The organism is Nonomuraea gerenzanensis (assembly GCF_020215645.1).
Taxonomy (GTDB): Bacteria; Actinomycetota; Actinomycetes; order Streptosporangiales; family Streptosporangiaceae; genus Nonomuraea; species Nonomuraea gerenzanensis.
Window position 1 is genome coordinate 11,559,909 of sequence record NZ_CP084058.1, and the last position, 23,830, is coordinate 11,583,738.

Annotated in this window: 27 protein-coding genes; 15 read left to right on the plus strand and 12 right to left on the minus strand. The window is 70.8% G+C overall.

Annotated features, from left to right (window positions below; genetic code table 11):
- Nucleotides 1-306 precede the first annotated feature (306 nt).
- Nucleotides 307-927, minus strand: coding sequence for a hypothetical protein (locus tag LCN96_RS53915; protein WP_225270126.1), 621 nt, complete (start codon nt 925-927; stop codon nt 307-309).
- A 323-nt stretch (nt 928-1,250) separates the two neighbouring features.
- Between LCN96_RS53915 and LCN96_RS53920 the strand changes: the two genes are divergently transcribed.
- From LCN96_RS53920 to LCN96_RS53935, 4 genes are all read left to right on the plus strand, one after another.
- A complete protein-coding gene (locus LCN96_RS53920; RefSeq protein ID WP_225270127.1) occupies nt 1,251-2,315 on the plus strand; it encodes a trypsin-like serine peptidase in 1,065 nt (354 codons plus the stop codon).
- Nucleotides 2,316-2,479: 164 nt separating this feature from the next.
- The gene (locus LCN96_RS53925) at nt 2,480-2,929 is read left to right on the plus strand and encodes a septal ring lytic transglycosylase RlpA family protein (protein WP_225270128.1); all 450 of its coding nucleotides are present in this window, start codon (nt 2,480-2,482) and stop codon (nt 2,927-2,929) included.
- 10 nt (nt 2,930-2,939) lie between these two features.
- Nucleotides 2,940-3,530 (plus strand): cell wall protein, encoded by a 591-nt coding sequence (locus tag LCN96_RS53930; protein WP_225270129.1) that lies wholly within the window; start codon nt 2,940-2,942, stop codon nt 3,528-3,530.
- A 14-nt stretch (nt 3,531-3,544) separates the two neighbouring features.
- On the plus strand, nt 3,545-4,294 hold the full coding sequence (locus LCN96_RS53935; protein WP_225270130.1) for a MauE/DoxX family redox-associated membrane protein: 750 nt from the start codon (nt 3,545-3,547) through the stop codon (nt 4,292-4,294).
- An 89-nt stretch (nt 4,295-4,383) separates the two neighbouring features.
- On the opposite strand, the gene LCN96_RS53940 is transcribed toward LCN96_RS53935, so the two are convergent.
- Nucleotides 4,384-4,725, minus strand: coding sequence for a chorismate mutase (locus LCN96_RS53940; protein WP_225270131.1), 342 nt, complete (start codon nt 4,723-4,725; stop codon nt 4,384-4,386).
- A 79-nt stretch (nt 4,726-4,804) separates the two neighbouring features.
- Nucleotides 4,805-5,971 (minus strand): 4-hydroxybenzoate 3-monooxygenase, encoded by a 1,167-nt coding sequence (locus LCN96_RS53945; RefSeq protein ID WP_225270132.1) that lies wholly within the window; start codon nt 5,969-5,971, stop codon nt 4,805-4,807.
- Nucleotides 5,972-6,098: 127 nt separating this feature from the next.
- On the opposite strand from LCN96_RS53945, the gene LCN96_RS53950 reads away from it, so the two are divergent.
- The gene (locus LCN96_RS53950) at nt 6,099-6,509 is read left to right on the plus strand and encodes a VOC family protein (protein ID WP_225270133.1); all 411 of its coding nucleotides are present in this window, start codon (nt 6,099-6,101) and stop codon (nt 6,507-6,509) included.
- Between the two features lie 3 nt (nt 6,510-6,512).
- On the opposite strand, the gene LCN96_RS53955 is transcribed toward LCN96_RS53950, so the two are convergent.
- Both LCN96_RS53955 and LCN96_RS53960 read right to left on the minus strand, forming a co-directional pair.
- Nucleotides 6,513-6,770: a hypothetical protein gene (locus LCN96_RS53955; RefSeq protein WP_225270134.1), complete on the minus strand. Its 258-nt coding sequence runs from the start codon at nt 6,768-6,770 to the stop codon at nt 6,513-6,515.
- Nucleotides 6,771-6,834: 64 nt separating this feature from the next.
- Complete coding sequence (locus LCN96_RS53960; protein WP_225270135.1) at nt 6,835-7,173, minus strand: hypothetical protein; 339 nt, start codon at nt 7,171-7,173, stop codon at nt 6,835-6,837.
- Between the two features lie 203 nt (nt 7,174-7,376).
- On the opposite strand from LCN96_RS53960, the gene LCN96_RS53965 reads away from it, so the two are divergent.
- Entirely contained in the window at nt 7,377-8,708 is a 1,332-nt protein-coding gene (locus LCN96_RS53965; protein ID WP_225270136.1) for a hypothetical protein, read from the plus strand.
- Between the two features lie 64 nt (nt 8,709-8,772).
- Here the strand turns inward: LCN96_RS53965 and LCN96_RS53970 are convergent, their stop codons facing one another.
- On the minus strand, nt 8,773-10,158 hold the full coding sequence (locus LCN96_RS53970; RefSeq protein ID WP_225270137.1) for a hypothetical protein: 1,386 nt from the start codon (nt 10,156-10,158) through the stop codon (nt 8,773-8,775).
- Between the two features lie 258 nt (nt 10,159-10,416).
- Between LCN96_RS53970 and LCN96_RS53975 the strand changes: the two genes are divergently transcribed.
- Nucleotides 10,417-11,199, plus strand: a complete 783-nt coding sequence (locus LCN96_RS53975) for an SAM-dependent methyltransferase (RefSeq protein WP_225270138.1) — start codon at nt 10,417-10,419, stop codon at nt 11,197-11,199.
- A 39-nt stretch (nt 11,200-11,238) separates the two neighbouring features.
- Here the strand turns inward: LCN96_RS53975 and LCN96_RS53980 are convergent, their stop codons facing one another.
- From LCN96_RS53980 to LCN96_RS53990, 3 genes are all read right to left on the minus strand, one after another.
- Nucleotides 11,239-11,727 (minus strand): CAP family protein, encoded by a 489-nt coding sequence (locus tag LCN96_RS53980; protein ID WP_225270139.1) that lies wholly within the window; start codon nt 11,725-11,727, stop codon nt 11,239-11,241.
- Nucleotides 11,728-11,953: 226 nt separating this feature from the next.
- Nucleotides 11,954-12,397 (minus strand): GNAT family N-acetyltransferase, encoded by a 444-nt coding sequence (locus LCN96_RS53985; RefSeq protein ID WP_225270140.1) that lies wholly within the window; start codon nt 12,395-12,397, stop codon nt 11,954-11,956.
- A gap of 57 nt (nt 12,398-12,454) precedes the next feature.
- Nucleotides 12,455-12,943, minus strand: a complete 489-nt coding sequence (locus LCN96_RS53990; protein WP_225270141.1) for a hypothetical protein — start codon at nt 12,941-12,943, stop codon at nt 12,455-12,457.
- A 409-nt stretch (nt 12,944-13,352) separates the two neighbouring features.
- Between LCN96_RS53990 and LCN96_RS53995 the strand changes: the two genes are divergently transcribed.
- From LCN96_RS53995 to LCN96_RS54005, 3 genes are all read left to right on the plus strand, one after another.
- Nucleotides 13,353-14,462, plus strand: coding sequence for a trypsin-like serine peptidase (locus LCN96_RS53995; RefSeq protein ID WP_311132152.1), 1,110 nt, complete (start codon nt 13,353-13,355; stop codon nt 14,460-14,462).
- A gap of 147 nt (nt 14,463-14,609) precedes the next feature.
- Nucleotides 14,610-15,350 (plus strand): response regulator transcription factor, encoded by a 741-nt coding sequence (locus tag LCN96_RS54000; protein ID WP_311132153.1) that lies wholly within the window; start codon nt 14,610-14,612, stop codon nt 15,348-15,350.
- Nucleotides 15,347-16,867: a sensor histidine kinase gene (locus LCN96_RS54005; protein ID WP_225270142.1), complete on the plus strand. Its 1,521-nt coding sequence runs from the start codon at nt 15,347-15,349 to the stop codon at nt 16,865-16,867. The genes LCN96_RS54000 and LCN96_RS54005 overlap by 4 nt, the downstream gene beginning before the upstream one ends.
- Here LCN96_RS54005 and LCN96_RS54010 read toward each other — a convergent pair.
- Together LCN96_RS54010 and LCN96_RS54015 are read right to left on the minus strand one after the other, a co-directional pair.
- Nucleotides 16,769-18,367 carry a hypothetical protein gene (locus tag LCN96_RS54010; protein WP_225270143.1) on the minus strand — a complete coding sequence of 533 codons (1,599 nt, stop codon included), beginning with the start codon at nt 18,365-18,367 and terminating at the stop codon, nt 16,769-16,771. The genes LCN96_RS54005 and LCN96_RS54010 overlap by 99 nt on opposite strands.
- Nucleotides 18,364-19,248, minus strand: coding sequence for an ABC transporter ATP-binding protein (locus LCN96_RS54015; protein WP_225270144.1), 885 nt, complete (start codon nt 19,246-19,248; stop codon nt 18,364-18,366). The genes LCN96_RS54010 and LCN96_RS54015 overlap by 4 nt, the downstream gene beginning before the upstream one ends.
- A gap of 66 nt (nt 19,249-19,314) precedes the next feature.
- Between LCN96_RS54015 and LCN96_RS54020 the strand changes: the two genes are divergently transcribed.
- The 4 genes from LCN96_RS54020 to LCN96_RS54035 all read left to right on the plus strand — a co-directional run bounded on the left by LCN96_RS54020 (nt 19,315) and on the right by LCN96_RS54035 (nt 22,389).
- On the plus strand, nt 19,315-19,896 hold the full coding sequence (locus LCN96_RS54020; RefSeq protein ID WP_225270145.1) for a TetR/AcrR family transcriptional regulator: 582 nt from the start codon (nt 19,315-19,317) through the stop codon (nt 19,894-19,896).
- A gap of 96 nt (nt 19,897-19,992) precedes the next feature.
- Nucleotides 19,993-20,565 carry an NADPH-dependent FMN reductase gene (locus LCN96_RS54025; protein WP_225270146.1) on the plus strand — a complete coding sequence of 191 codons (573 nt, stop codon included), beginning with the start codon at nt 19,993-19,995 and terminating at the stop codon, nt 20,563-20,565.
- Nucleotides 20,566-20,581: 16 nt separating this feature from the next.
- A complete protein-coding gene (locus LCN96_RS54030) occupies nt 20,582-21,556 on the plus strand; it encodes an ATP-binding cassette domain-containing protein (protein ID WP_225270147.1) in 975 nt (324 codons plus the stop codon).
- A complete protein-coding gene (locus tag LCN96_RS54035) occupies nt 21,553-22,389 on the plus strand; it encodes an ABC transporter permease (protein WP_225270148.1) in 837 nt (278 codons plus the stop codon). Before LCN96_RS54030 ends, LCN96_RS54035 begins: the two co-directional genes overlap by 4 nt.
- Before the next feature lie 195 nt (nt 22,390-22,584).
- Here LCN96_RS54035 and LCN96_RS57620 read toward each other — a convergent pair whose 3' ends face one another.
- A complete protein-coding gene (locus LCN96_RS57620; RefSeq protein WP_225270149.1) occupies nt 22,585-23,040 on the minus strand; it encodes a DUF488 domain-containing protein in 456 nt (151 codons plus the stop codon).
- Nucleotides 23,041-23,224: 184 nt separating this feature from the next.
- Between LCN96_RS57620 and LCN96_RS54045 the strand changes: the two genes are divergently transcribed.
- Entirely contained in the window at nt 23,225-23,827 is a 603-nt protein-coding gene (locus LCN96_RS54045) for a YdcF family protein (protein WP_225270150.1), read from the plus strand.
- Nucleotides 23,828-23,830: the final 3 nt, after the last annotated feature.

Sequence of the window (23,830 nt, forward strand, 5' to 3'; positions counted from 1 at the left end):
CCCGGGAGATGTGAGGGCCGGCGAACTCACCCTCACATCTCGGCCGGCGACCGCTCAGCGGCGCCGGCGCCGACGCCTGCGGGCACGGCCACCGCCTGCTCCGCTGTTCTGGCCCGGAGAGGTCGGCTCCGGGCCTGGAATCCTGAAGAACGAGAAGAAACCCAGATATCGACGCATCGCGGCCATGATGTCCCCCTTTACGGACTCGGGTCGCGCGCCGGACGGCTGCGCGCCCGGCGCACGCCGGACTGACCCGCAACCCTACCCGCCGGTCGGCCGCGAAACCCTTCTGACCTGGGATTCCTTCTACTTGTACGACAGCTTGCGGCGCTTGAACATCGGGTGCTTGGTCTCCCAGTAGCGCCAGCCCTCGACGCGGGAGGGCACGTTGGCGATGCCGGTGGAGACCTTGAAGCGCTCGCAGGTGCCGAGAACGTTCCAGGCGGACCAGCCGACGCGGTAACCGAAGACCCGGTACCACATGTTGCCGTACATGCCGTCGCTGATCTCCTGCGTGTACTCGTGGCCGCTGTAGACCATGTGCCGCTCCTCCAGGTGCGGCAGGCCGAGCCGGCGCAGGTTGTAGATGACCTCGCCCTTGTCGATGACCTTCTCGGCCTCGTTCTCCGTCTCGAGGAAGGCGGTGACCTCGTGCTCGCGCGTCACAGAAACCGTCATCGAGCCGCCGGGGCCGTCGATGTACCGGGTACGGGGCACGAAGAAATTGCGCGGCGACATCTGGTGGATACGGAAGAAGGTGCGCGGCCGGCAGTTCCTGCCGCCGTCGTCATCGTGGTTGTGGTCGACGAAACCACGGTCGAACTTGTGGTGGTCGGGGCCGTCGTCCTTGTCTCCCGCGCTCGCCGCCGGCGCCATGGTGACGGCCAGCACGGCCGCGAGAATGCCGCGTGCGACGGGCTTCGCCATTTTTCTCATTGGGGTGAACATTTACCGTTCCTTTCGGCATGCGACCCATAGTCGCCAGACCGGTACGATGCTTACAGTTGCCGCGAGCGAGATGACAACGCCACGCCGAATTCGAATTTCCCGTACTGGGAAAGAAGCGGTGAAAGAGCGTCAATATCGGACCGCAATTCCGTAAAGCGCGCGCATCCCACCCCCCGTGACGCTGTGCAATATGGCGACTTCACGCCGTGATGGCGATATATCCGATTGCGTAGGCGTTGAGGAAGATTGGACCGTCCCTACGTACCTCCCTACGGCAGATTCCGGGTTTCGGGAGGTACGTAATGCACCGCAGAGTCAGTCTGCTCTCCGCCGTCGCCCTCGCGCTGGCCGGCGCGCTCGTACCGGCGGGTGCCGCGCAGGCCGGGGCCGCCAACGGGCTCGACCCCAGGCCCGCCGGGTGGACGGCCACGGATTCGCAGTCGGAGCGCAGGACCGTCTCGCAGTACTGGACCACGCAGCGCATGCTCGCGGCGCAGCCCCTCGACGCGCCCGCGCCGCGGCGTACGCAGTCGCGCGGGCCGTCCCAGGGCGACCCGTGGGCCACCCGCGGCGCCGCGGCCACCACCACCCGCCGCAGCCCGTGGAGCACGCGCGGCGCCGCGTGGTCGGTCGGCGGCACCACGCCGGTCACCACCGCGCGGCAGTCCCTGGTGCCCAACAGCCCGGGGTTGCAGTGGACGGACGGCGGCGCGGTCGTGCGCACCACCGGCAGGGTCTTCTTCACCACCGCCGACGGCCGCAACTCCTCCTGCTCAGGCTCGGCCGTGACCAGTGCGAACGAGAGCGTGGTGATCACGGCGGGGCACTGCGTGAAGCTGAACGGGGCCGCGCACAGGAACTGGGTGTTCGTGCCGGCCTTCGACGACGGGCGGCGCCCGTTCGGCACCTGGGTGGCCGGCGCGATGCTCACCACCCAGCAGTGGAACGCCAGGGAGGACATCAACTTCGACATGGCCGCCGTCGTGGTGGCACCGCTGAACGGGCGCACGCTGACCGACGTGGTCGGCGGGCAGGGGGTCGCCTTCAACCAGGCCAGGCAGCGCCAGATGTTCGCCTTCGGGTATCCGGCGGCCGACCCGTTCGACGGGTCGGAGCTGATCTACTGCAGCGGGCGGGCGTTCAACGACACGGTCATGACCCGCGACCAGGGGCTGCGCTGCAACATGACCGGCGGGTCGAGCGGCGGCCCGTGGTTCCAGGGCTTCAACGAGTCCACCGGTCTCGGCTGGCTGAACTCCGTCAACAGCTTCACCTACAACTTCGCGCCGAACTTCATGTTCGGCCCCTTCTTCGGTGACGAGGCCATGGCCGTCTACCAGGCGGCGCAGAACACGGACGCGCTCTGAGCATCCGTCGCCCGCGCCCGCCCCCCGGCGCGGGCGGCGGCGGTGCCCGAATCAGGGCATTGACGAAAAATCCTTACATGGTACTCATAGATCAAGTCGGAAAGCTTCAATCCCCCGCCGAGATCGTCCGCCGAGATCATCCAGAGTCACCAAGGAGGAGACGCATGGCGCGAAGCACGGCCACCGACCCGCCCGCCGACTTACTCGGCCCCGTCCAAGGAGAGGTCTCCTGGTTCTGCTGCGGCACCGCCTGGGGCCCCTGCAGCAGCACCGGCAAGGGAGCCTGCGGCACCTGCAACTCCGGCAACCTCCAGCACGCCTGGCCCAACACCTCCGACGCCTGCTGGGCGATCACCCGTCCCGACAGCTGCGGCGTCAGCCTGTCCCGCAGGACCTGCGGGTACCGCCACCGCGTCACCGCGCTGTGCACCGGCACCAGCGTCGTCACCGCCATCGCCGACTGCGGCCCGCAGACGGACCTGTTCTGCGGCGAGCGCAGCTGCTGCGGCGCGACCTGCGCGAACAACCGCCTGATCGACCTGACCCCCGCCGCCTACAGCCAGCTCGCCAGCCTCTCGTCCGGCCTGCGGCCGGTGGAGATCTCGACGGCCTAGGAGGGCGGACATGCGCAGCAGAAGGGACGTGCTCAAGTCCGCCGTGCTCGGCGGAGGCGCCGGCGTCGTCGCGGCGACCGCACTGGGCTCGCTCGGCCCCGAGGCGGCCTTCGCCGCCCAGAAGGTCGAGCCCGGCGCCCCCGACCCGGACTTCGCCGAGGGCCGGATCCGCTCGATCAAGGACAACACGCTGCTCGTCCTGGGCTCCAACCTGGTCTTCCACACCATCAGGGTGGTGGACGGCACGAGCCTGTGGAAGCTCGGCCCGGTCCCGTTCGACCAGGCCAAGCCCGGTGACGGCCTGTACGCCAGAGGCGTGCGGATGCCCGACGGCATGCTGGCCGCCGAGGCGGTGTGGCTCAACATCGTCAACATCAAGGGCCACATCAAGAACATCACCGGCCAGACCATCCACCTCGACCACAACGGCTACGACGTGCTGTGTCACGTGGTCGCCGGCAAGTCGGTCGCCATCCACTCGGAGTCCCCGCCCACGGCGGACCTGTCGATGCTGAAGGTCAGCCAGCACGTGCAGATCCTGGGCGCCTGGCGGCCGGACACCAACGAGGTCGACATCGCCACCGTCTTCTCCCCGCACTAGAAGGAGGCAGTGCCATGCACGGGATCGCCGCGTCGCAGCCGTACGTGATCGCCGCCTTCCTCCTGTGGGCCGGCCTGGTGAAACTGTTCGGCAGGCGGATGAGGGCGCAGGCCGGGCGCACCGCCCTGGCCCGGCTCACCGGCCCGGCGCGCGCGGTCCCCGCCCTGCGGCTCGTCGGCCTGGCGGAGCTGACCGTGGCCGCCGCGCTGCTGGTGCCCCCGTTGCACCCGCTGGACGGGGTGGCCGCCGCGTCGTTGTCCGCCGGGTTCCTGGCGTACCTGACCTATGCCTACGTGGCCGCGCCCGCCTCGTCGTGCGGCTGCCTGGGCACCCACTCCCGCCCCGTGGACGTGCGTGCCTTCGCCCGCGCGGGCCTGCTGCTGGCCGCCTCGCTCCTGGCCGCGACGGCTCCGGCCGGTGCCGCGCTGCCGTGGGTGGTCCTGCTGGAGGCCGTGGTCCTGCTGGGGCTCTCGGCCGAGCTGGACCGCCACTGGCTCGTCCCGCTGCGCCGCCTGCTGGTCCGGCTGCGCCGGCCGCTGGCGCTCCCGGTGCCGGCGGACGTGCCGCTGGAGTCGTCCCTGCACCTGCTGCGCCGCAGCCCGGCGTACTGCTCGGCGTCCGCCCAGCTCAGCTCGGACGTGCTGGAGTCGTGGGACGAGGACGGCACCCGGTTCGTGGTGTACGGGGCACGGGGCCGCACGGCGGTCTTCGCCGTCCCGCTCGCCGGTGACGACCCGGCCGACGTGCGAGTCGCACTCGTCTAATCGTGCGAGTCGCACTCGTCTAATCGTGCGGGTCGCGCTCGTCTGGTCGTGCGGGTCGCACTCGTCTGAATCGTGCGGGTGGCGCTCGGCTAGTCGCCCCGCGCCGCCGCGTGGCTGCTGGCGATCAGCTCGTGGTGCCGGACGACCTCGGCGATGATGAAATTCAGGAATCGCTCGGCGAAGACCGGGTCGAGTTTCGATTCCTCGGCCAGCGCGCGCAGGCGGCGGATTTGGGCCGCCTCGCGCGCCGGATCCGCCGGCGGCAGCCTGTACTCCGCCTTCAGCCGGCCGACTTCCTGGGTGCACTTGAAACGCTCGGCGAGCAGGTGGACGAGGGCGGCGTCAAGATTGTCGATGCTGTCCCTGAGTCGCTGCAGCTCATTACGGACGTGCATTTCCACATCAGGCTGATCTGCAGAGGTTTTTTCCATGAGAATATGCCCCCTCGACTCAACATCGCCTCAGAAGGGGAAATATTAGCAGAAAATGGACATTCGCTGCCCGCTCGTTTCACGCCATGAGATCGGCGAAGGCGCGGGCTGCGGCGTCGGAGGAGAACAGCCGCTCCAGCCGCGCTCTGGCGAGCTGCCGCCGGAACGGCCCGGCCAGCGTGGCGTTGCCGGCCTCGTGCATCATCTCGCCCATCCACCGGGAGAACTCCTGGTGATCCCACACCCGCTTCAGGCACGTCTCGGAGTAGGCGGCCAGCGGCCGCTCGTCGCCCTCGCGCAACGCCGCGCGCAGCCCGCGGGCCAGCACGCCGGCGTCGGCGATGGCCAGGTTCATGCCCTTGCCGCCCATCGGGGTGATGATGTGCGCGGCGTCCCCCACGAGGAAGAGCCGGCCGTAACGCATGGGGTCGGCCACGAAGCAGCGCATCTCCACGAACAGCTTCTCCGTGATCGGTCCTGTGGGCAGGCCCGCGTCGCCGAGCCGTAACCGCAGCTGCTCCCAGATCCGCTCGTCGCCCCACTCACCGACGTCGGCGCCCGGCGCGCACTCCAGGTAGAAGCGGCTGGCGCCGGGCCCGCGCGCGAACTGGGCCGCGAACCCGGCCGGATGGATGCCGAAGAGCGGATGGTACGGCGCGGGCGCGTCGGCGAGCACGGTGAGCCAGCCGTAGCCGTGCTCGTAGGTGTAGGTGGTCAGCGCGCCCTCCGGCACGCTGGCGCGGCTGACGCCGTGGAAGCCGTCGCAGCCGGCCACGTACGCGCACGCGATCTCGTGCACGACGCCCGCCGTGTCCCGGTACGTCACGGTCGGCGCGGAGCCGTCGAGGCCGTGCGGGGTCACCTCGGCGGCCTCGAAACGCAGGTCTCCCCCGCCCGCCAGGAACGCCTCGATGAGCCGGCCGACGAGGACCTGCTGCGGCACGATCCGCCCGGCCCGCCCGCCGGCCAGGGCGGCGACGTCGAAGAAGCGCGGTTGCCCGTCGAGGCGGATCTCCAGCATGCCGCCGGCCGTGGTGCCGGCCAGCACGCTCTCGCCCAGTCCCCACTCCTCGAAGAGGCGGGCCCCGTCGTGCTCCAGCACGCCGGCGCGCTGCCGCTGCTCCACGTACGTCCGGCTCTGCCGCTCCAGCACCACGCAGCCGACTCCGGCCCGCTGCAGCAGGTTGGCCAGGGTCAGCCCGGCCGGCCCCGATCCGATGATGACGACCTCGATGCTCTCCCGCATGCTCGGCATCCGACACCAAGATCGAAAAATCCGCAACCCCGTTCTTGTCAGGCTAATCAAGTTTGACCAGAGCATCCGGGCGCGCTTACGGTGGTGGCTAGTCAAACTTGAACAGTTAGGGAGAACGATGACGACGACCGTGACGCCGTACCTCATGGTGCACAGCGCCAAGCAGTTCGCCGACTTCGTCGGGCACGTCTTCGGCGGCACCACGCAGACCCTCATCCCGCTCGACGGCGACCCCGAGCGGGTCGTGCACGGAGTCGTGCGCATCGGCAGCAGCACGTTCTACTTCGCCGACGCCAGAATCGACGGCGCGCAGTGCCTGCCGCCCTACCGTCAGGGAGAGGACCCGTCCCGCACGCAGCTGTACGTCTCGCTGCCCGACCCGGCCAAGGCCCACGCCGCCGCGCTGGAGAAGGGCGCCACCCCGGTCATGGAGCTGACCGAGCAGGAGGGCGGGGCGGCGATGGGCGGCTGGGTGGACCCGTTCGGCACCCTGTGGTGGGTCACCTCGGACCCGGCGCAGCCCGCCTGACGCTCAGGCGCCCAGGTCGCGGACGACGTTGTCCAGCCGGACGGCCAGGTCGTCGAGCATCTGGTCCGTCGGGGTGCCCTCGGGAAGCTGGGCCAGCACCTCGTCGCGCCGGGCGATGACCAGGCCCCGGTGGGCGTCGTCCACCTCGGCGGCGGGGATGACCACGCAGTCCCCCCTGACGAAGACCAGCGTGGCGTCCGGGTGCCGGGAGTCCAGCAGTTGACGGACACATTCCCTGTCTACCAGCGACATCGCGGACATCGCAGCTCCTCGCTCGTTCGTGCTTCCCCCTCAGGCCGTTTACCCACGTGGCAGGGGTGAAACCTCAGCCGAAGGTCGGCGGGCCGCCGTTCGAGCGGGATCGCCGCACCCCGAACACGACCAGGTAGCCGGCCGCCGCCAGCGCCAGCACGGCGGGCGGGACAGCCAGCGGCGGCCGGCCGGCGAGCAGCGCCAGCACGGCCAGCACCACGCCGGCGAGCAGCGCCAGCCCGGCCGCCAGCAGGCGCACGCCGAGCCTGTTCGGGGGCGACGGCTCCGCCGCCCACTCCCCGTGGCCGGCGCCGCGCACCCCCGGCACACCGGTGTCGCTCACCTCACCCTCGGCAGCGGGCGGCTCCCTCAGCACGGGGGCGAAGAGCTCGTCGTCGTCACGGTCCTTCATCGGCTCGCCTCCCTGGGCGACGCTCGGATGTCGTCGTCCGCTGCCCTTCTGCCCCATGTCTGCGGGCTGTCACGTCTTCGGCCCTGACCTGCGGAAACGCCACTCTCGCGCCACCACGTTTCGTTCGCGAGTAATCACGGAGAGTGACCGTATGGTGTGCTCAGTGGCCCTAGTTGGCCCCTCAGCAAGCGAGAGGATCGAGCATGGCGCAGGAACCGAGAATCGACGTCGAGACCAGGGCCTCAGGCATCGAGAGCAGTCTGACCTCCGAGCAGGTCGAGCGGATCGCCGACGCCCTCGGGCAGCAGGGCATCTGGTTCGCCGGCGCGCCGGAGCGCGCGGGCGAGGCCCGCCCCGCCGACCTGGTCTGGGACCTGGTCGGCGACCGCCCGCACCAGGGCCAGACGGCCACCGGCCGCGCGGCCGTGTATTTGGCCGAGGGGCACGACGTCCTGACCAGGCCGCTGATCCTGGCCGACGGCTTCAACTACGGCCCCAGCGACCTGGACGAGCTCTGGCGGCACTTCAACAAGCCGTACCAGAAGGGGGTGCCCGGCTTCCTCGACCAGCTCAGGACGATGGGCATCGACGTCGTGCTGCTGGGCTTCGACCAGCGGCACATCGCGATCCAGGCCAACGCCGCCGTGGCGGTCACCGCCGTGCTGCGCACCATCGAGGAGCGCCGGGGCGACAACCCGCTGGTCGTCGGCGGCGTCAGCATGGGCGGCATCGTCACCCGGTACGCGCTGGCCCGCATGGAGAACGAGCGGATCGACCACCAGACCGACAAGTACTTCTCCTACGACTCGCCGCACCTCGGCGCCTGGATCCCGCTGGTGCTCCAGCAGCTCGCCTACATGCACGAGGCGCTGGCTCCGCGCTCCGGCGGGCCGGGGCAGGCCGAGCTGATCCGCAGCCCCGCCGCGCAGCAGCTGCTGTGGGGCTGGGTGGAGAGCGCCGACTACTCCGGTCCCGTGACCACCTCGCCGCTGCGCAAGGAGTTCCTGGAGGACCTGCGCAGGGTGGGCTGGTTCCCGATGCGCCCGTACAAGCTGGGCCTGGCCAACGGCACCGGCAACGGCGCGGGGCCCGACCTGCCGCCCGGCACGCCGGTCTTCGACCTGCAGCACGAGGCGCTGCAGCTCACCGCCCGGATCCAGCCGGACGGCGGCGAGCTGCAGAACGTCGGCACCGTACGCTTCGGCGCCCCGGTGTGGACGAGCGCCACCTCACACGTGCGGGCGTTCGACGGGGCACCCGGCGGCACGCTCGACTCGTGGGGCAGGCTCGCCGACGCGGTCGGGCTGCCGATCCAGGACCGCTTCCGCGCCAGCGCGTTCGTGCCCGCGGTCAGCGCGGTGGCGCTGGCCAGGGACCCGTTCCAGTGGCAGTCGGATCTGTACGTGGACCTCGGTGACCTGCCGAAGGACGAGACGTTCCTGGACGCGTTCTGCTGCGACGTGGCCAACACCGAGCACAGCTCGGTGTCCCGGCCGCTGATCGAGTGGTTCCTGGAGCAGCTCGCCGGTTGGTGACGCACTCCTGACATGACAGTGCCGGCTCGCGCGATCGCGGGCCGGCACTCGCCGTTGCGGCTGGCTAGCGGATGCCCCGGTGCACGCACAGGAGCTGGTCATGGGTGGCGTTCTTGTCGCGGTAGGCGACGATCGCCGGGCCCTCGGCGCTGTAGTGGTGCGGCAGCCGCTCGTCGGCGGTCCAGCCGGAGCCGTTGAAGCTGCTCCACCACAGGCTCTGGTCGGCGGCGCCGCGGTGCACGCAGTACAGCCGGTCCTTGTAGACGGTCAGGGCCGGGCCCTCGGTGGCGTGGTGGCCGGGCAGCTTCTGGTCGGGGCTCCACCGGGAGCCGTCCCAGCGCGTCCACCACAGCGCCGTGTCGTTGCCCGCGCCGCGGTGCACGCAGTAGAGGTGACCCCGGTAGACGGCCAGCGCCGGGTTCGAGGCGCTGAGGTGCTGCGGCAGCCGCTCGTCGGGGCTCCAGGTGGAGCCGTCCCAGCGGGTCCACCACAGCGCCTGGTCGCTGCCCGCGCCACGGTGCACGCAGAAGAGCTGACCGTCGTAGGCCGCCAGCGCCGGCGCCGCCTCGCTGAGGTGCTGCGGGAAGCGCTGGTCGGAGCTCCAGTACGAGCCGTCCCAGCGCGCCCACCACAGCGCCGTGTCACCCCGGCTGCCACGGTGCACGCAGTAGAGCCGCCCGTCGTAGGCCGCCAGTGCCGGGGCCGCCTCGCTGAAGTGGCGGGGAAGCAGCTGGTCGTCGCTCCACCCCTCCTCGGCGTCGTAGCTCGTCCACCACAGGGCGGAGTCGCCGTCGGCGCCCCGGTGGGCCAGGAACAGCCGGTCCTGGAACTCGGCCAGGGCCGGGCCCGACACGCTGAAGTGGTCGACGAAGCGCTGGTCAGGGCTCCAGCCGTCGCCCGGCTCGTGCACCGTCCAGTACAGGCTCGTGTCGCCGCCGCTCTGGCGGGCCGGGACGAGCATGCCGGGCGCCGTCCACGGCGAGGCCAGCTTGACCCCGTACGGCCGGGCGATCGAGGCGATCCACTCGGCCTTGGCCCGCACCGTGCGCTCGATGACCGGGACCAGCCAGGAGCCCAGCACCGCGCCCGCGATCTCGCCGACGAGGTGCGGGATCTCGGCCGCCAGCAGCGCGGCCGACTCGTTGAGGTGGATCTCGTAACCCCACCACCTGGCGACCGGCCAGACGTCGGCGCCCATGGTGCGCAGCTCACGCTGGAAGCCGCGGACGCGCTCCTGCTCCTTGGAGGTGAGCTCGGCGATCTGGCGCTCGCTCTCCCTGCGGGCGTCGAGCGCGCCGGCGTCCTCCAGCAGCTCGGTCTCGACGGCCACGTCCACGGCGGCCGAGGCCACCGGGTCGTCCTGGGCGTGCAGCAGCGCGGCCTCGGTGTCGAGCACGCTGTCTTCCGTCCCGTTGACCCTTATCTTCGCGGCCTGCGTCTCATCGGTCATTTTCCGCCCCCTGGCGTGATGGATGCACGAACTTCGCCATCGTAACCAGGAGTGCTGATACGACTACTCTACGGCTGGATTGCTCCGGGTAAAGACCGGCCGGGCTCCGCGGCGGCAGCGTCTGCGTGAGCTGCGGCGGCCGGCAGGAGACCGGCGGCTCGGCCTGCACCCCCGGGTGTCCGGGTGCGTAACCCGGGCACCCCATGCAAGCGATCTTCAGACGTACGCTCGCATCCGATCCAGGGAAGGCGCGAACCGATGACCGATCGCCCGCTCGACACCAGTGTCCCCAGCCCCGCCCGCATCTACGACCTGTGGCTCGGCGGCCACGACCACTACGAGATCGACCGCGTCGTGAGCGAGCAGATCCTCGCCGCCGTCCCCGACCTGCCGGTGCTGGCGCGGGCCAACAGGGAGTTCCTCGGCCGCGCGGTGCGCCACCTGGCCGGTGAGGCGGGCGTGCGGCAGTTCCTCGACATCGGCGCCGGCATCCCGACCGCGGACAACACTCACCAGGTGGCCCAGTCGGTGGCGCCGGACAGCCGCGTCGTGTACGTCGACAACGATCCGACGGTCCTGGCCCACGCCCGCGAGCTGCTGCGCGCGGCGCCGGCGGGCACGACCGCGTTCGTGGACGGCGACCTGCGCGACCCGGGGAAGATCCTCACCGCCGCCGCCGAGCTGCTCGACTTCGACCGTCCGATCGGCCTGACCCTGCTCGGCGTCATCGACTTCGTGCCCGACACCGCCACCGCACGCTCGATCATCGAGGACCTGATGTCCGCCATGGCTCCCGGCAGCCACCTCGCCCTGTCCCACGGCCTGGTGGGCAGGCAGCTCGAAGAGGGGGTGCGGCACTGGAACGACAGCGGCGGCAGCCCGCTCACGCTGCGCACGCTGGAGGAGGTCACCTCCTTCTTCGACGGGCTGGAGCTGCTGGAGCCGGGCGTGGTCCCGCTGCCGCGCTGGCGGCCCGGGCCCGGCACCCGCTACCTCGACCGGGAGGCCGTCTACTACGCGGGCGTCGGCCGCAAGCCCTGACGGGGCCGGGGTCCGGCCCCGCCGGGCTCGCGGGGACGATCAGGCGGGCAGGACGTTCGCGGCGAACGAGCCCTTCATGTTGCCCCTGGGCTCGAAGACGAAGACGATGTAGGTCTCCAGGCCCTCCGAGGTCTGCCCCGAGACCCGGCCGATGCCCACCTTCGTGCTGGCCTTCCACACGAGCTGGGTGAAGTGGCCGCTCTGCGGGGTGAACTCGGCCTTGTTGAAGTCGTAGTACTTGACCTCGCCGTACCACTCGTCGACGGCCGCGGAGCCCTTGGCGGGCGCCTCCGTCTCGACGCCCCAGTAGATGTTCTCACCGGTCTGGTCGCGCAGGCCGGTGTGGCCGGCGTCCAGCTCCTTGAACTCCGACCTGGAGGCGGCCCTGCTCTTGGCGTACTCCGTGAGCTCGGGGTCCACGGTCAGTGGTGGCGCGTGGTGCTTGTCCCGGTAGGCGTTCGCCGCGGCGAGCGCTTCGGCGACGAAGGCGTCCGTGGTGCTGTCGGGCAGCGCTGGGCGGACTCCCATCAGAGTCACCTCCGTGATGATCGAGCGCATGTCAGCATGACCCGGGGTGGGCATGCTGTCCCTCCTCACCCGCCGGATCGGGGACGTGCGGACCGGCGCGTGTGACACCGACGCGCGGCGCGCTCGTGGCCCCCCACTGCTGCACCGGGCGTGGTCACCAAGTGGCTCCGCGCGAAGTATGCGCCGCCCATGTGAGCCCGGCAAGGCCCCATTTTCCGCGTTGCCCTCAGCCCCGGGGCGGGCTCACGTAGTGGTGCAGCAACGCCGGCTCGCCGGCCGCGTTCAGCCAGCCGGCGCGGGTGCTGCCGACCCTGCGCCAGCCGGAGCGCTCGTAGAACCCGATGGCGGCCCGCCCCTCCGACGAGACCTCCAGCCTCAGCGGCAGCGGGGTGGCGGCGCGGGCGGTGTCGAGCAGCCGGGAGGCCACGCCGCGGCCCCGGGCGCCGGGCGTGACGAACAGGCGGCTGACCTCCTGGTCCCGGGTGAGCGCCAGGTGCCCGAGCACCGCGCCCGCCTCGACCGCGATCCAGGCCGTGGTCATGCCGTCCGGGGTCAGCCAGGCGCCCGGATCGGCCGGCCAGTGCACGGGGTAGCGGTCGGCGGCCTGGACCTCGGCCAAGGCCTCGACGCAGGCGGCCAGGTCGGCCGCGGTTCTGGTGCGGATGTCCACGACGAGCAAGCGTAGGAGGTGGGCCGGGCGGCGCCGGCGGCCCACCCTTCCTCCCGGCTACTTGCGACCGTCGTGGCGGCGCTCGTCGCGCTCCTGCCTCTTGGGGGCGACGACGGTGAAGGAGGCCGTGGCGGTCTTGTCGCCCACCTTGACCCTGACGGTCCTGCTGCCGGCCCGCGCCTTCGACGGCACGGTCAGCTCCTTGGTGGCGCGCCCGCCCGAAAGGGAGACCCGATAGCTCTTGCCCTCGGGGCTGATGACGACGGCGGTGCCGGAGGAGAGGCCCTTGGCGGCGATCGTCACCTCGTAGGAGGAGCCGGCGCGGACCCGGCTCGGGTCGACGGACACCTTGAGGGAGATCGCCTTGCGCCTCGCGTCCTTGTGCCGGTCGTCCTTGCGCACCTGCTTGGCCGGGGCCGTGTGCGGGGCCTTGGCGGTGGGAGCGGGCTGCGGCCGGGCGCCGTCCGCGAGGGCGGAGCCGGTGAAGGGCAGGGCGAGGAGGGCAGCACTGGCGATGGTCACGGTGAAGGGCTTGGCGAAGCGCACTGGTATTGCATCCAATCCTGGACTGACCTGGCCGAACCTGTTGTGTTCAGCCCCGAAGGTCATCCACGTCCAGCACTCTGCCGAGCGAACCTGAGAAAGCCCTGTCACGCTCTTATGAGTTGGATAAGCGCAGGTAGGGGCCTCGACCTGGGGAGAGTGATGTGCAACACATAACTTCTCTTAGCTAATTCTCAGCCTTTCTCCGGATTTGTTCTCAGGATGCGCACCCGCCTCACGAAAGGCGCGGAGAAAGATGATCTCTCGAAGATCACGAGAAGATCACGGCCGCCTGTGTGCCCGATAAATCCGGACAAAGGGGACATAAAGGCACGGTCAAGAGGGATACGTTCCTGCCTCATAGACGCACCGAACGCTCAGCGCGTTCCCGCGACGAACAAGGAGCATTCCCTTGAAGATCAAGCACACCCTCGTTCCCCTCGGTGGCGGGCTGGCCGCCGCCGCCCTGCTCGGCGCCTCCCTGGCCGGCACCGCGCAGGCGCAGGCCGACCCGCACTGGAAGTCGTCCGAGAGCGTCAGCGCCGCGAACGCCAAGGCGATCGCCCAGTTCTGGCTCGAGAACAACGGCGCCGCGCTGCAGGCCGCCACCTACGTCGAGGAGGACACCACCAAGGTCGACAAGCTCACGTCGACCGGCACCGCCACCGCCGACACGAAGGCGGGCTCGGTGGCGCCGACCGGCACCACCACGTCCACCTCCAAGTCCAAGAACGTGAACCTGCCGAAGAGCATCGGCAAGGTCTTCTTCGTCGGCCAGGACGGCGAGAAGCACTGGTGCTCGGCCACCTCCATCCAGGGCAAGTACGCCAACCTGGTGGCCACGGCCGGCCACTGCGTGTACGACACCGCCAACGACGAGCAGCTCCTGGACAACTGGGTCTTCGTGCCCGGCTACTACCAGGGCAAGGCCCCGTGGGGCATCTACGTCGGCAAGCAGGCGTTCGTGCACTACGACTACAGCGTCTACGAGGACTACGACCGCGACTACGGGTTCGTCTCCGTCTACAACGGCGTGACGATCTCAAAGTCGACCGACACCGACTCCAGGCGGCACCGCGGCTCGATCGAGGTCGAGGACGCGGGCCGGCTGGGCGACAACGTGGGCGGCCAGGGCATCTCCTGGAACCAGCCGCTCAAGAAGGCGCACTACGTCTTCGGCTACCCGCAGGCCGCGCACCCCGACGGCAACAAGCCGTTCACGGGTGTCACGCCGAAGTGGTGCTACGGCACGACCACGGCCAAGACCGTGGGCTCGGCCGCCAAGAAGATCGAGGAGCACGTCGGCCTGAAGTGCTCCATGACCGCCGGCGCGGACGGCGGCCCGTGGCTGCTCAAGTACAGCAGCGCCAAGCGGACCGGCTACCTCAACGGCGTGACCAGCAGCTTCTACGACCAGGACGAGAACGACCGGGTGGACTACATCAGCTCGCCGTACTTCGACGGCGAGACCTACAGCGTCTACTCCGCCGCCGCCGCGGTCTGGTCCGGGAAGCTCGTCTGACGGAAGGGGGGTGGGCTCCGGGTAGCTCTCACTGCGTTTCGAAGGGATAGGAAGGGCCCGGCCGCGTGCCGGGTCCTTCCGCAGCTCACAGACTTTTCACAGGCCGCCCTTCATCAAACCCTCATCCAGGCAGGCCATCGTCACGATATGCACACGACCAGCGCGAACTTCCAGTCCGAGCCCGTGCGCCGAGCCGACGGCAGCTCGATCAACATCCTCGTCGTGGACGACGAGCCGTCCCTGACGGAGCTCCTGTCCATGGTCATGCGCCAGGAGTCCTGGGACGTCCGCTGCGCGTACAACGGCGGCGAGGCCATCAGGGCGGCCCGCGGCTTCCGGCCCGACGCGATCGTGCTGGACATCATGCTGCCCGACATGGACGGGATCGAGCTCCTGCCCCGCCTGCGCGCCGTGCTGCCGGGCGTGCCCGTCCTGTTCCTGACCGCCAAGGACTCGGTGCAGGACCGGCTGATCGGCCTGCGCGCCGGCGCCGACGACTACGTCACCAAGCCGTTCAGCCTGGAGGAGGTCGTCATCAGGCTGCGCGGCCTGCTGCGCCGCTCGGGCGCGGCGCAGCCGCGGCCCGACGCCGGGCTGGTGGTCGGCGACCTCACACTGGATCAGGAGACCCACGAGGTACGGCGGGCGGGCAAGGAGATCCGGCTCACGCCGACCGAGTTCGAGCTGCTGCGCTTCCTCATGCACAACCCGGGACGGGTGCTGAGCAAGGCGCAGATCCTCGACCGGGTGTGGGCCTACGACTTCGGCGGCCAGAGCAACGTGGTCGAGCTGTACATCTCCTACCTGCGGCGTAAGATCGACGCCCAGCGCAAGCCGATGATCCACACCGTGCGCGGGGTGGGGTACACGCTCCGACCGGCCGGATGACGAGCCGGCTCACGATGTCGCTGGAGACCAAGCTGGTGGTCTCCTCCATCGCGCTGCTGGCCGTCGTCTCGGCCGTGATCGCCACCGCGACGACCCTGTTCTTCAACGACTTCCTCACCGACCGGCTCGACCTCCAGGTGCACTCCGCGGCCTACCGCTCCACCCGTTCGGCGGGACCGAGCAACCCGCCGCCCGAGGCCAGGGAGGTGTCGTTCCTGCTGACTCCCGGGCAGGCGATGGAGACGTTCGGCGCGCGGGTGCGGCAGGGCGTGATCCAGCGGGCCGCCGTGCTCACGGACCCGGGCACCGTACGAGACGTGCCGGCGCCGCCCGCCGTGGCCGGCGTGACCGGCGAGCCCACGACCGTCAGCCTGGGGCCGCTGGGCGACTACCGCATGGTCGCGGCGCTGACCAGGACCGGGGACACGCTGGTCGTCGGGCTGCCGCTGACCGGCATGCGGACCACGCTGACCAGGCTCGTCGTGGTGGAGGCCGCGGTGACGCTGGCGGGGGTGGCGCTGATGGCGATCGCGTGCCCGCTGCTCGTCCGCCGTGCCGTACGGCCGCTCGGCCGGCTCGCCGCCACCGCCACCCGCGTCTCGGAGCTGCCGCTGGCCACCGGCGACGCCGTCCTGCTGGCCCGCGTGCCCAAGGTGGACACCGACCCGCGGACCGAGGTCGGGCAGGTCGGCGGCGCGCTGAACCGGATGCTCGGGCACGTGGAGACGGCGTTCGCGGTGCGGCGCGAGAGCGAGACGCGGCTGCGGCAGTTCATCGCGGACGCCAGCCACGAGCTGCGCACCCCGCTGGCCTCGATCGTCGGCTACGCGGAGCTGACCGAGCGCGGCGGCGAGCCGCGCGGCCCGCAGACGGCGCACGCGCTGAACCGCATCCGCTCCGAGGCGGGCCGGATGACCACGCTGGTGGAGGACCTGCTGCTGCTGGCCAGGCTGGACGCGGGCCGTCCGCTGGACCGGCTGGCGCTGGACCTGTCACCGATCGTGGTGAACGCGATCAGCGACGCCTACGCCGCCGCGCCGCGCCACCGCTGGCTGGTGAGCCTGCCCGACCAGCCTGCCCTGGTCGTCGGCGACGCCGACCGGCTGCACCAGGTCGTGACGAACCTGCTGGCCAACGCCCGCACCCACACCCCGCCCGGCACCACCGTGACCACGACCGTGCTGCTGGCCCCCGGCCAGGTGAGCGTCCAGGTGGCCGACGACGGGCCCGGCATCCCGGCGCACGTGCTGCCGCACGTGTTCGGCAGGTTCGCGCGGGGTGACGGGTCGCGCTCCCGGGTGGCCGGGGGCAGCGGGCTCGGCCTGGCCATCGTGTCGGCGGTGGCGGCGGCGCACGGCGGCCGGGTCGAGGTGACCAGCGAGCCGGGGAACACGGTGTTCACGCTGCACCTGCCCGCCTCACGCGAGCAGGTCCCGCCTGGCGAAGGCGGCGCCGCCCGCGGCCACGAGGGCGGCGGCGACCAGGGCGAACCCGGCAGGAGCCAACGGGCCGGGTGAGAGCGAGGGGTGGCCGTACCCGAACGGGGTGAGCAGGAACGCGGTCGTGCCGATCGTCCTGGTCTCCCACATGGCGACGCAGCCGGCCGAAGCCACGACCACCGCCCAGGCCACGGGGACGGCGGCGCGGGGGCGCAACCCGTACACGGCGATCGCGACACCCGCGACGGCCCAGGCGGCGGGCAGGAAGAGCAGGGTCGTCCCGAGCTGGGCGAGCACCGCACCGGGCAGATCCCCACCGAGCCCGCCACCCGCAGCCGCGCCTGTGCCCGCGCCGGCGCCGAGTCCATGGCTCGCGCCCGTGCCCGCGCCCGTGCCCGTGCCCGCGCCCGCGCGGAGTGCGTGGCCCGTGCCCGTGCCCGCGCCGACGGCCAGCAGCATGACGGCGGGCGCGGCCAGGCCGAGCACGAGGTGCCCGGACAGCCAGCGCGTCCGGCCGGTGGCGGTGGCCAGCAGCGCCGACGCCCTGCCACGGCTCTCCTCGCGCAGCGGCCGCAGCGCCCCCGCCACGGCCAGGCACGCGATCACCAGGCAGAACACGTACGTGAAGACCTCCAGCAGGGTCTCCCCCGTGAGCGTGCCGACCTCGAACGAGGCCGACACCCACCCCACCCCCACCGAGACCACCCCCAGCGCGACCGTCCAGGAGACCGTCTGCCCCCCGTACAGCCGCCACGCCAGCCCCATCGTGCCGCCCGGCGCGCGCCGCACGGGTGCCGGACGCTCCGGCAGCAGGCCGGTGCCCAGGTCGCGGCGGGTGGCGACGGCGTACGCGGCCAGGGTGAGCACCACCGTGATCACCACGGGAAGCAGGAGCACCCACCACCGCTCGTCCCCGTAGGCGCGCGCGACCCGCGGCCACCCCGCCGGCAGGTACGCCACCACGTCCTCCGGCAGCACCACGCCGGGAGCCAGCCCCACCACCAGGGCGCCCACGCCGCAGGCCCGCGCGAGCGGCGCGCTCTGGCACAGCTGCGCCGCCAGCAGCCCGCAGGCGGCGAACACGGTCGTACCCGCCCCGCTCACCAGACCGAACAGCAGGGACCCGCCGATCGGGTAGCCGAACCCGAGGCCCAGCACGGCGATCTGCAGGGCGGCGACGGCGAGGTTGACGGCGGCGATCACGGCCACGACGGCGGTGATCGCGGCGTGCCTGCCGACCGCGCCCGCGGCGACGAGCTCCCGGCGGCCCGCGTCCTCCTCGGCGCGGGTGTGCCTGATGGCGAACAACAGCCCGGCGAGCCCGCCGATGAGCAGGCTCTGCACGCTCGACCGCCAGGCGACCACGGCATCGATGGAGGTGCCGTGGACGTTCCCGAGCAGCACCATCGTGATCGGGTTGGCGTTCGCCGCCTCGATGAAGGCCAGCCTGTGGGCTTCGGTGGGCAGCAGGGCGGCCAGGGAGTAGGCGTTGAACGCCGGCACCCCGGCGGCCACCGCGATCCACGCGGCGATCAGCAGCCGGTCGCGGCGCAGGACGAGGCGGGCGATCAGCGTCATGGGGCGACCGGCTCGCGGTAGTGTCGCAGGAACAGCTCCTCCAGCGTGGCCGGCCGCGCCGTGAGGTCGAGCAGCCCGTACGCGGCCAGCCGGGTGAGCACCTCGCCGGCCCGCCCGCTGTCCACCCGGAAACTCACCTCGGTGTCGTGCACCTCCAGCCCGTGCACGCCCTCCAGGCCCTTCAGCGGCCGTTCGAGGCGCGCGGTGATCGAGGTCCACGTCAGGTGCCGCAGCTCGGCCAGGGTGCCCGTCTCGACGACGCGGCCCTGCCGTACGATGCTCACCCGGTCGCACAGGGCCTCCACCTCGGCCAGCACGTGGCTGGACAGCAGGATCGCGGTACCCTCCGCGCGCCGCTCGGCCACGCAGCGGCGGAACTCGTCCTCCATCAGCGGGTCGAGGCCGGAGGTGGGCTCGTCCAGCAGGAGCAGCTCGGCCCTGGCCGCCAGCGCGGCGATCAGCGCCACCTTCTGCCGGTTGCCCTTGGAGTAGGTGCGGGCCTTCTTGCCCGGGTCCAGCGTGAACCGCTCGATCAGCTCGGCGCGGCGCCGCTCGTCCACGTCGCCGTGCAGCCGTCCGAGCAGGTCGATGGTCTCGCCGCCGGTCAGCTCGTCCCACAGCGTGACGTCGCCGGGGACGTAGGCCAGGCGGCGGTGCAGGCGGACGGCGTCGTGCCAGGGATGCCCGCCCAGCAGCCGTACCTCGCCCGCGTCGGCCCGCAGCAGGCCCAGCAGGACCCGCAGCGTGGTCGTCTTCCCCGCGCCGTTGGGGCCGAGGAAGCCGTGGATCTCGCCGGCTCCCACCCGCAGGTCGAGCCCGTCCAGTGCCCGGGTCCGGCCGTACGACTTGACGAGGCCGGACACCGAGATGACCGCGTCCATGGCTCGCAGGCTACGCCGGAACTTGCAGTCCTGTAAATATACAGTCGATGCAATATCATCTCTCGCATGGCGTCGTTGCGGGAGCGGAAGAAGCAGCAGACCAGGCAGGCACTCATGGACGCGGCCGGGCGGCTGTTCGACGAGCAGGGCTACGAGGCCACGACCGTCGACCAGATCGCGGCGGCGGCCGGGGTGTCCCCGCGCACGTTCTTCAGCTACTTCAGGCACAAGGCGGACCTGCTCCACACCAACCTCTACGAGCGGCTGGACGCCGGCGTAGCGGCGATCCTCGCCGGGCGGCCAGGGGAGAGCCCGGCCGAGCTGCTGGCCAGGGCCTTCGACGAGATGCTGGCCGAGAGCTGGACGATGGGGCTGACGCCGGGGCTGGTCGGCGACGCGGTCAAGCTGCCGATCTTCTCGCCCCGGGCGTCGATCGACCGCGCCGACACGCGGATGGAGCGGCTCGCCGCCGCGCTCGTCACGTCCTGCGGGATCTCGCGGATGACCGCGTACGCGATGGTGGGCGCCGCGATCGGCGCCGTGAGCGGGACGGCGGCCGTCTCGATGAGCGAGGACAGACCCGACGAGGAGACGCTCGCGCTGACATCCCGGGCCTGCCGCCAGGCCCTGGCGGGCTTCACCGCCTGAGGCGGGCGCTCACCCGTCTCGCCAGCCGACGCCCTGATTCCGCTAGATCCGATCTAGCGGCCCGTCTAGCGCCTCCTTCACGAAGGGGGTGTCACCATGACGGACGAACCGCTGCGTGTCACGGTCATCATCGGCAGCACCCGGGTGGGCCGCGTCTGCGACACGGTCGGCGCCTGGTTCGCCGAGCGGGCCGGGCGGCGCGACGACCTCGCCGTCGAGGTGCTCGACCTGGCCGCGTACACCTTCCCGGCCTGCTACCCCGAGGAGGCCACGCCGCAGATGCGGCGGTTCACGGAGACCGTCTCCGGCGCGGACGCCTTCGTCGTGGTGACCCCCGAGTACAACCGCAGCTTCCCCGCCTCGCTCAAGCAGGCGATCGACTTCGCCTATGACGAGTGGCAGGCCAAACCGGTCGGCATCGTCGCCTACGGCTCCGGCTCGTGCGGCCACTACGCCGTCGAGCAGCTCCGCACGGTCTTCACCGCCCTGCACGCCGTGACCATGCGTGACTGGGTGGCGCTCGACCTGCTGGGCAGCGGCGTGGACGAGAGCTGCCGCCCCCTCGACACCGACGACCGCCTGCGCGCCGTCGCGGCCATGCTCGACCAGCTCGCCTGGTGGGGCCGCGCGCTGCGCGAGGGCCGGCGTACCCAGCCTTACGTCTCGTGAAGTGAAGGGATCACTCATGCCAGAACTGGCCATCCAGACCTCCGGCCTGGTCAAGGTCTTCGGCGACACGCGTGCCGTGGACGGCCTCGACCTGTCCGTGCCGGCCGGCGCCGTCTACGGGGTGCTCGGGCCCAACGGCGCGGGCAAGACGACCGCCGTACGGATGCTGGCCACGCTGCTGCGGCCCGACGGCGGGCAGGCGACCGTGTTCGGGCACGACGTGGTGCGCGAGGCCGACGCCGTCCGCTCCCGGGTCAGCCTGACCGGCCAGTACGCCTCCGTGGACGAGGAGATGACCGGCTCCGAGAACCTGATCCTGCTGGCCCGCCTCCTCGGCCACCGCAAGCCGGCCGCGCGCGAGCGGGCGGCGGAGCTGCTGGAGGCGTTCGGGCTGACGGAGGCGGCGGGACGGCAGGTCAAGACGTACTCGGGCGGCATGCGGCGGCGCATCGACATCGCGGCCAGCATCCTCAACACCCCCGACCTGCTCTTCCTGGACGAGCCCACCACCGGCCTGGACCCGCGCAGCCGCAACCAGGTCTGGGACATCGTCCGCATCGTCGTCGCCCACGGCACCACCGTCCTGCTCACCACCCAGTACCTGGAGGAGGCCGACCGGCTCGCGCAGCGCATCGCCGTCATCGACCACGGCCGGGTCATCGCCGAGGGCACGCCGGGCGAGCTGAAGTCGTCGGTCGGCTCCGGCTCGATCCACGTCCGCCTGCGCGACGCCGCCACCCGCCCGGAAGCGGAACGCCTGCTCATCCAGGAGCTCGACACCCCCGTCTACCTGGAGGCGGACCCCGTGGCGCTCACCGCCCGCATCGCCGGCACCGGCGACGACGAGGCCGCGCAGGCCGCCCGCGCCCTCGGCCGCCTGGCCGCCGCCGGCATCGTCGTCGACGACTTCTCCCTCGGCCAGCCCAGCCTGGACGAGGTCTTCCTCGCCCTCACCGACCACCCCGCCACCACCGCCGAGGAGGCAGCGTGACCACCACGACCGACACCGCCTACGCCCCCGCCACCGAGGCCCTGGCCACGGTCCTGGCACCCACGACCCGGCCGCCGCGGCCGAGCGCCTGGTCGGCGTCGATGACGTTCGGCTGGCGGGCCATGCTGAAGATCAAGCACGTGCCCGAGCAGCTCTTCGACGTGACCGCGTTCCCGATCATGATGACGCTGATGTTCACGTACCTCTTCGGCGGCGCCCTGGCCGGCTCCCCCACCGAGTACCTGCAGTTCCTGCTGCCCGGCATCATGGTGACGAGCGTCGTGATGATCACCATGTACACCGGCATCGAGGTCAACAAGGACATCGAGAAGGGCGTCTTCGACCGCTTCCGCACCCTGCCCATCTGGCGCCCGTCCACCATGGTCGGCTACCTGCTGGGCGACGTCCTGCGCTACTTCATGGCCTCCACGGTCATCCTGCTGATCGGCCTGCTGCTGGGCTTCCGCCCCGGGGGCGGGTTCGCCGGGGTGGTGCTGGGGATCGCGCTGCTGCTGGTGTTCTCGTTCGCGTTCTCGTGGGTGTGGACGATGTTCGGGCTGCTGATGCGCAACGAGAAGTCGGTGATGGGCGTCAGCATGCTGGTGATGATGCCGCTGACCTTCCTGAGCAACGTCTACGTGGACCCCGCCACCATGCCGGGCTGGCTCCAGGTCTTCGTCAACGCCAGCCCGATCTCCCACCTGGTCAGCTCGGTGCGGTCGCTGATGGGCGGGGCGCCGGACATGGGGGAGATCATGTGGGTGCTGGTGTCGTCGGCGGTGCTGGTGGTGGTCTTCGGGACGCTGACGATGCGGCTGTACAACCGGAAGTAGCGTGAAGGCCGGAGCGGCACCCGAGCTGCTTCTGGTTCAACTCCTACCGGGCGCGAAGCAGGCATCCGTTGCCCTTGGCGCCCGGTCCGGCGATATGGGGATGGAGTGCGATAAGCCACCCGCGCACTCCAGCGCGCCGAAGGAATGACAGAAAAGGCTGTCATGGCAGCACAGTGACATCGGCTCCACGCTGAGTTATGCATGAGATCGGAGTGGTCTTGTAACGGTCCAGACTGCGCCGGGCCGACCGGCGCGCGAGGGAGTCACGCCGTGACACAGCAATCTCTCTTCGCACCAGACCCCGATGCCGCATCTCATAAACCACGAGGAAACCGTCCGGAAAAGCTCCGATGAGTTGATCTCCTCGGCGTACGCAGCAATGGCCTGCGCAAGCGCAGCTCCGCCGATCCCGAATCCTGCTCTGTTCCATTTCGGATTACCAAGTTGCGGCGCGTGCACGTAGCCGATGCCATGCTCGCACAGCGCCTCTGACAGGCGTCTCCTGCTGAAGCCCGGCTTACGCGAGATCGGATTGAGCCGGACGTCCACAAGGGACACCAGCCCCATCTCAACTGCATCGCGAACAAAATCATCAAGGTCACGCCCCTCGTACCCGAGGCCGACGACTCCGCTCCGATCAACTCCGTTCACGGTCCGAGCCTTTCACATCTACGGTTCAGTCCGCTCACAGACCCGTGCCGGCGAAAGAACAGAACGAACACCGCGCCTTTCTGCGCCGGAACACCACAGTCGGGCCGCTGTAACCATCACGCCCGTTATCTTGAGGCGATCGGCTGTCCGGCCGGGCAGCCGACACGGCTCCCAAGGATCACCGATGAACGATGACATCACGACCGAGCAGATCGCGACCATCACCACGTTCGTCGACATCGACGCTCCTCCACCCGACGACCACCCCACGGCGCTCGCCCTCTTCGGCAGCAACCGGACCCGGCCTGCCGAGATCGCGGCGGAGCGCTACCACCGTGGCCTGACACCGCTGATCATCTGCATGGGCGGCATCAACCGCCACAACGGCATCAACGAGGCGCGCACCTGGCACCGCTTGCTCCTCGATCGCGGTGTCCCCGACGGTGCGATCCGCTGCGAGGACCGATCCGCCAACACCTGGCAGAACGTCGAGTACGCGGAGCCGTTCCTGCGTGAGGCGTTGAACGCCGGCCTGGTCGTCACGGCGGTCTGCAAGTGGTACCACCGCCGTGCCGTCCACATCCTCAAGACGCTCGTCCCGACCGTCGGCGCCTTCCACGTCATCACCTGGGAGCCGACACTCTCGGGAAGGTCGATCACCCGCGCGGGCTGGCCCCTCATCCCCGAAGGCAGGCGCCGTGTGCTGCGCGAATGGGAAGAGGTCTCCCGACGCGTCGCCGAGGGCGGTCTCGCGGATGTCCGTCTCTTCCAAGGAGCCTGGCACTGAGGA

Coding starts and splice junctions, on each gene's coding strand:
- LCN96_RS53915 (WP_225270126.1), bottom strand. CDS start 927: ATGGCGAAGCCCGTCGCACGCGGCATTCTCGCGGCCGTGCTGGCCGTC.
- LCN96_RS53920 (WP_225270127.1), top strand. CDS start 1,251: ATGCACCGCAGAGTCAGTCTGCTCTCCGCCGTCGCCCTCGCGCTGGCC.
- LCN96_RS53925 (WP_225270128.1), top strand. CDS start 2,480: ATGGCGCGAAGCACGGCCACCGACCCGCCCGCCGACTTACTCGGCCCC.
- LCN96_RS53930 (WP_225270129.1), top strand. CDS start 2,940: ATGCGCAGCAGAAGGGACGTGCTCAAGTCCGCCGTGCTCGGCGGAGGC.
- LCN96_RS53935 (WP_225270130.1), top strand. CDS start 3,545: ATGCACGGGATCGCCGCGTCGCAGCCGTACGTGATCGCCGCCTTCCTC.
- LCN96_RS53940 (WP_225270131.1), bottom strand. CDS start 4,725: ATGGAAAAAACCTCTGCAGATCAGCCTGATGTGGAAATGCACGTCCGT.
- LCN96_RS53945 (WP_225270132.1), bottom strand. CDS start 5,971: ATGCGGGAGAGCATCGAGGTCGTCATCATCGGATCGGGGCCGGCCGGG.
- LCN96_RS53950 (WP_225270133.1), top strand. CDS start 6,099: ATGACGACGACCGTGACGCCGTACCTCATGGTGCACAGCGCCAAGCAG.
- LCN96_RS53955 (WP_225270134.1), bottom strand. CDS start 6,770: ATGTCCGCGATGTCGCTGGTAGACAGGGAATGTGTCCGTCAACTGCTG.
- LCN96_RS53960 (WP_225270135.1), bottom strand. CDS start 7,173: ATGAAGGACCGTGACGACGACGAGCTCTTCGCCCCCGTGCTGAGGGAG.
- LCN96_RS53965 (WP_225270136.1), top strand. CDS start 7,377: ATGGCGCAGGAACCGAGAATCGACGTCGAGACCAGGGCCTCAGGCATC.
- LCN96_RS53970 (WP_225270137.1), bottom strand. CDS start 10,158: ATGACCGATGAGACGCAGGCCGCGAAGATAAGGGTCAACGGGACGGAA.
- LCN96_RS53975 (WP_225270138.1), top strand. CDS start 10,417: ATGACCGATCGCCCGCTCGACACCAGTGTCCCCAGCCCCGCCCGCATC.
- LCN96_RS53980 (WP_225270139.1), bottom strand. CDS start 11,727: ATGGGAGTCCGCCCAGCGCTGCCCGACAGCACCACGGACGCCTTCGTC.
- LCN96_RS54000 (WP_311132153.1), top strand. CDS start 14,610: ATGCACACGACCAGCGCGAACTTCCAGTCCGAGCCCGTGCGCCGAGCC.
- LCN96_RS54005 (WP_225270142.1), top strand. CDS start 15,347: ATGACGAGCCGGCTCACGATGTCGCTGGAGACCAAGCTGGTGGTCTCC.
- LCN96_RS54010 (WP_225270143.1), bottom strand. CDS start 18,367: ATGACGCTGATCGCCCGCCTCGTCCTGCGCCGCGACCGGCTGCTGATC.
- LCN96_RS54015 (WP_225270144.1), bottom strand. CDS start 19,248: ATGGACGCGGTCATCTCGGTGTCCGGCCTCGTCAAGTCGTACGGCCGG.
- LCN96_RS54020 (WP_225270145.1), top strand. CDS start 19,315: ATGGCGTCGTTGCGGGAGCGGAAGAAGCAGCAGACCAGGCAGGCACTC.
- LCN96_RS54025 (WP_225270146.1), top strand. CDS start 19,993: ATGACGGACGAACCGCTGCGTGTCACGGTCATCATCGGCAGCACCCGG.
- LCN96_RS54030 (WP_225270147.1), top strand. CDS start 20,582: ATGCCAGAACTGGCCATCCAGACCTCCGGCCTGGTCAAGGTCTTCGGC.
- LCN96_RS54045 (WP_225270150.1), top strand. CDS start 23,225: ATGAACGATGACATCACGACCGAGCAGATCGCGACCATCACCACGTTC.